Source organism: bacterium (assembly GCA_021372775.1).
GTDB lineage: Bacteria > Acidobacteriota > Polarisedimenticolia > J045 > J045 > JAJFTU01.
Window position 1 is genome coordinate 1 of the sequence record JAJFTU010000224.1, and the last position, 4956, is coordinate 4956.

A 4956-nucleotide genomic window follows, 5' to 3' on the forward strand; every position below is an offset into this window, starting at 1 on the left:
TTGCGCGGCGGCCGACGGCGCGGGAGCGGGCGCGGCAGGCGCGGCCGCGCGGGGCGCCGCGGGGGCGGCCGCAGCCGCGGGCTGCGGGGCGGGAACGGCGGCCGGCGTCGTCGCCGGCGCGGGCGCCGGGGCGGCGAGCGGCGTCGCAGGGGACGCGGCGAGAGGCGTCGCAGGGGACGCGGCGAGAGGCGTCGCGGCCGGCGCGGCGGGGACCGGCGGCTGCGACGCGCGGCGCACGCCGCGCACTTCGGCGAGGACCGTCTCCAGCCGCTGCTGCGAGTCGGCGAGCTGCCGCTCGACCGCGGCGAGCCGCTTTTCGATCGCCTCCGCCCGCGCGGCGGTTTCGGCGCAGGCGTTTCCGCCCGGCGAGTTGGCCAGCGCCCGCTCGACGTTGTCCACCTTGTCGAGCAGCAGCGCGTTGTCCTTCTGCAGCTTGAAGAGCTGGTCGGCGACGTCCGGCTCCTTCGCCGCCGGCTTGTCCACGGCCCGCTGGATCGTGGAGCAGCCGCAAAGCGCCGCGGCGCCGAGCGCCAGGCAGAGGATCGTCGAGGTCCGCGTCATTGTTCGAGCTTCCTGAATTCGGCCCGGCGGTTCTTCGCGTAGGCCGCTTCGTCGTCCCCCGCGACGGCCGGGCGTTCCTTGCCGTAGGAGATCACGTCGAGCCGTCCCTCCGCAACGCCCAGCCGGGCGAGGTGGGTCCGCACCGCGCGGGCGCGCCGCCCGCCGAGCGCGAGGTTGTAGGACACGGTGCCGCGCGCGTCGCAGTGCCCCTCGATCTGCACCTTGGCCGCCGGGTGCGCCTTGAGCCACGCGGCGTTGGCCTCGAGCTGGCGCAACGCTTCGGGGGAGAGGTCGTCGCTGTCGTAGCCGAAGTAGATCGCCTTGAGGGCCTTCTCGACGTCCCCCTCGGCGGCCGCCGCGCGGGCCGCGGCCTCGGCGTCGCCGCCGACGATCGGCGTCTCGTGGAACGGCTCGGCCGGCACTTCCGCGGGCTTGGCGGGCGCCGGCGCGGCGGGCGCCGGAGCGGCGGCGGCGGCGGTCGTCGGCGCGGCGGGCTGGATCTCCGCCTTGCGGGAGGCGCAGCCGGCGGCGAGCAGCGCGCCGGCGGCGAGAGCGGTCAGGATGAATGCGCGCATCGTCGATTCCTCGCGGCGGGCCGCGTCAGCGGCGGGCCGGGCTCCAATCGGGGGTGAAGGCGGCCGCGCCCTTGGTCAGGCGGCGCAGGTCCGTGCCGTCGTCGCGGATCGAGTAGATCGAGTAGACGCCGTCGGCGTTGCCGGCGTAGACGATCCGGCGGCCGTCGGGCGACCAGCGCGGGTTCTCCTTGTTGCCGCGGCCGCTGGTGATGATCGTCTCCTTGCCGGTCGCGAGGTCGTGGATCACGACCTCGAACTTCCCCTCGATCCGGCTGACGAAGGCGATCCGCCCGCCGTCGGGGGACCACGCCGCCGACTCGTTGTACTGCCCCTCGAACGTGAGCCGCCGCGTGCCCGAGCCGTCGGCGTTCATGATGTAGAGCTGCGGGTGGCCGGAGCGGTCGGAGGTGAAGGCGATCTGCTTGCCGTCGGGGGAGAAGCAGGGCGAGGTGTCGATGCCGGGATCGAAGGTCAGCCGCGTCTCGCGCCGCGAGCCGAGGTCCATGAGGTAGATCTCGGAGTCGCCGTCGCGGTCGGAGGAGAAGACGACCTGCCGCCCGTCGGGGGAGAACGCCGGGGCGGAGTTGAGGTCGCCGCCGCCGGGATTGATCGTCGTCACCTTGCCGTTCTCGTCGAGCAGGTAGATCGACGGCTTGCGGCCGATGAAGGAGAGGAAGACGAGGCGCCGCGCGTCGGGGGACCAGTTCGGCGAGAGGTTGATCGTGCCGGTCGCCGTGAGCCGCCGCACCCGCGCGCCGTCGTAGTCCATCAGGTAGACCTCCTTCGCCTTGCCCGACTGGGAGACGAAGGCGATCCGCGTCTGCGCGAACCCCGGACGGCCGGTGAGCTGCTCGATCATCGCGTCGGCCGCGGCGTGGGCGAGCCGCCGCGCGTCGCCGGGGAGCGCGCCGCCCCACGTGCGGTCCATGATCGTCTGGCCGCCGCCGGTCTCGACGAGCTGCACGCGGAAGAGGCCGCGCGTCCCTTCGGCGGAGAGGCGGGCGATCGCGAGATAGGCCGCGCCGGCGGCCTTCCACGCCGCGGCGTCCTTCATCTGCTCCGGCGCGACCCGCCCTTCGCCCTGCGGGTCCATCAGGCCGAACCAGCCGCACGCGGACAGGTCGTCGCGCAGCACGCCGCCGATCTCGCCCGCGTCGGCGGCGCGCGCGCCTTCGCCGACCTCGGTCGGAGGAAGGGCGAGGGCGATCTTCGCCGCCGCCGCGCCGGAGATGACGCCGGTCACCTCCTCCGGCTTCTGCTGCGTCGTCGGCGGGGGCGCCTGCGGCGCGGGAGGCGGCGTCGGCTCCTGGCAGAGCGCGGGCGCGGAGGCCGCGGCGAGCGCGGCGAGGAGGGGCGGAAGCCAAGCGATCGAGAGGCGGGGCATGCGGCGGAAACCTCCCGCGGCCCCCGGCGGTCAATCCTGGCCGGGAGGCAGCAGTTCGAAAACGAAGCGGGCGCGGAGCCGGTCCCGGCCGTAGTTCGGCGGGAGCGGCGGCAGTTTTCCCAGCGAGGCGACGGCGCGCAGCGCCGAGGCGTCGAGCGGCGCGTAGCCGGAGGGGGTCGCGACCGCGGCGTCGCCGACGCGCCCGTCGTGCTGGATCACGAAGGCGACGACGACCCGCTGCGGCGCGGAGCCGGTGGGGAGGACCGGGCGGTCGCGCCAGCCGTCCTGCAGGCGGTTGACGATCAGGGCGATGTACCAGTCGGCGCTGAACGGGTCGTCCGTGCCGAAGCCGCCGATTCCGCCGCCGGCCGATCCTTCGGGCAGGCCGGGGACGCCGCCGACGCCGCCCGATCCGGCGCGGCCGGCGCCCTTCGGGCCGCCGACGAAGCCGGCCTCGGCCGGTCCGGGCTTCCCCTTGGTCTCGACCCGCTCCAGATCCTCGGTCTGCTCGGTGGCCCCGGCGAGTTTCCGCGCGACGTTGCGCGGCTGCTTGCGCGCCGTCTCGCGCTTCGATTCCTGCTCCTCGTGCGGCCGCTTGGCCTGCCTCGGCTCGGGCGCGGCGACGCCGCCGGGGGCGGCGGCCGCGGTCTCGCGCGGTCCGCCGCCGATCCGTCCGCCGCGGATCGGTCCCGCGGGGCCGGAGAGGCGCACGGTGAGGGTCGGTCCGGTCGTCGTCGCCGAGTGTCCGGCGGCGAAGACGAACAGCGCGCCGAAGAGCGCGACGTGCCCGAGCGCCGCGACGGCGAAGGAGCCGAAGTCCGCGCCCGCGGGGAGACGGATTCGGACCTTCACGCCCATCAGCGGCCCCGGTCGCGCGCCGCGGGCTTGGTGACGAGCGCGACGCGGGAGATCCCCGCCGCGCGCAGCGCGTCCATCGCCGCGAGCACCCGCCCGTAGGCGACGTCGGCGTCCCCTTCGAGGTAGACCGCCGCGTCGGCCGCCGCGCCGCCGCGGGCCTTGACCTCCTCCACGAGGAGCGAGTCGAGCACCGGGCGCTGGTCCACGTAGAACTGGCCGCGGCGGTCCACCGTGACGTGGATCCGCTTCTCCTGGATCTCCTCGCCGGTCGCCGCCTGAGGCAGCCCGACCTCGATCCCGCGCGTCATCATCGGCGCGGAGACCATGAAGATGATCAGGAGCACGAGCATCACGTCCACCATCGGCGTGACGTTGATCTCGGCGAGGGCCGTGCGCGGCCCGCGTTCGGCTCTGTAGCCCATCGCCGCTACAGGCCGTTGCGGCGACGCCGCTTGGCGAGCAGATGGGCGAAGTCGTACTGGAACTCGTCCATCTCGATGATCGCCACCCGCACCTGCCGCAGGAAGCTGTTGTAGGCGATCGCCGCCGGGATCGCGGCGAAGAGGCCGACCGCGGTGGCGATCAGCGCCTCGGCGATGCCCGGGGCGTAGCTCTCGAGGTTCGCCGCGCCGCTCATGCCGATGCGGCGGAACGACTCCATGATCCCCCAGACCGTGCCGAAGAGGCCGACGAACGGAGAGGTGCTGGCGCAGGTGGCGAGGAAGGTCAGCGAGCGCTCGAGGCCGCGGGTGTTCGCCGCGGCGGCGCGCTCCATCATCCGCTTCACGTCCTCGACGGCGTCGTCGTCGATCGCCCGCCCGCCTTCGCGGCTCTCCACGGCCAGTTGGCTGACCTCGTGGAAGGCGGCCTTGAAGATCGAGACGACGGGGGAGTGGGTCCACTTTTCCGAGGCGTCGCGCAGTTCGGCGAGCCGCGACCCGCCGTGGAAGCGCTGCAGGAAGCTGCGCGTCTCGGCGTTGGCCTTTCGGAAGTGCCGGCCCCGCTCGACGATGATCGTCCACGAGACGAGCGAGGCGACGAGGAGCAGGCCGAGGACGCACTTGGCGATCGGACCTGCGTCGGAAACGAGGCTCAGAACGTCCGCGCCGACGGCCGAGCCTGCGGCGAGCGCGATAGACACCGCCGAATCCCTCCACCGGCTGCGCGCCGGAATGCCGATACTACGCCATCCGCGCGGGTTTTCCACGCCGCCGCGTGGCACGATGGTCGCCGCGAATCGCGCCCGCGGGCGCGTCCCCGCGGACGCGCGGCGGACTCGGTTCGGGAGAACGTCCGCGCCGCGCGTCCCCTAGGCGCACGCGTGCGCGGAACGCCCTCGACGCCGAGGACCGGCCCGCGCCGCGCGCCCGCCGGGCGTTCCGCGGCAAGGAGCCTCGTCATGCGTCTGCCCGCGCCACGCTACGACCACTGTCTCGTCACCGGCGCTTCGTCCGGAATCGGCCGCGCCTTCGCCGCGGCGCTCGCGCCGCGCGCCGCGCGCCTCACGTTGACCGCGCGCCGCGCGGAGCGGCTCGAGGCGCTGGCCGCGGAACTGCGCGCCGCGCGCCCCGCGTTGGA

At 74.6% G+C, this 4956-nt stretch carries 7 protein-coding genes; 1 reads left to right on the forward strand and 6 read right to left on the reverse strand.

Going from position 1 to position 4956, the window contains the following annotated elements; all coding sequences use genetic code 11:
- The 6 genes from LLG88_08000 to LLG88_08025 form a co-directional block, all read right to left on the reverse strand.
- A partial coding sequence (locus LLG88_08000) for a hypothetical protein (protein ID MCE5246845.1) occupies positions 1-561 on the reverse strand: 561 nt, incomplete at its 3' end.
- Positions 558-1136 (reverse strand): peptidoglycan-associated lipoprotein Pal, encoded by a 579-nt coding sequence (gene pal / locus LLG88_08005; GenBank protein MCE5246846.1) that lies wholly within the window; start codon positions 1134-1136, stop codon positions 558-560. The genes pal and LLG88_08000, both read right to left, overlap by 4 nt.
- Before the next feature lie 25 nt (positions 1137-1161).
- Complete coding sequence (gene tolB, locus LLG88_08010; protein MCE5246847.1) at positions 1162-2520, reverse strand: Tol-Pal system beta propeller repeat protein TolB; 1359 nt, start codon at positions 2518-2520, stop codon at positions 1162-1164.
- Between the two features lie 30 nt (positions 2521-2550).
- Positions 2551-3372, reverse strand: a complete 822-nt coding sequence (locus LLG88_08015; GenBank protein MCE5246848.1) for a TonB C-terminal domain-containing protein — start codon at positions 3370-3372, stop codon at positions 2551-2553.
- Positions 3373-3377: 5 nt separating this feature from the next.
- The gene (locus LLG88_08020) at positions 3378-3800 is read right to left on the reverse strand and encodes a biopolymer transporter ExbD (GenBank protein ID MCE5246849.1); all 423 of its coding nucleotides are present in this window, start codon (positions 3798-3800) and stop codon (positions 3378-3380) included.
- A 5-nt stretch (positions 3801-3805) separates the two neighbouring features.
- Complete coding sequence (locus LLG88_08025) at positions 3806-4519, reverse strand: MotA/TolQ/ExbB proton channel family protein (protein ID MCE5246850.1); 714 nt, start codon at positions 4517-4519, stop codon at positions 3806-3808.
- A gap of 258 nt (positions 4520-4777) precedes the next feature.
- On the opposite strand from LLG88_08025, the gene LLG88_08030 reads away from it, so the two are divergent.
- A partial coding sequence (locus tag LLG88_08030; GenBank protein ID MCE5246851.1) for an SDR family NAD(P)-dependent oxidoreductase occupies positions 4778-4956 on the forward strand: 179 nt, incomplete at its 3' end.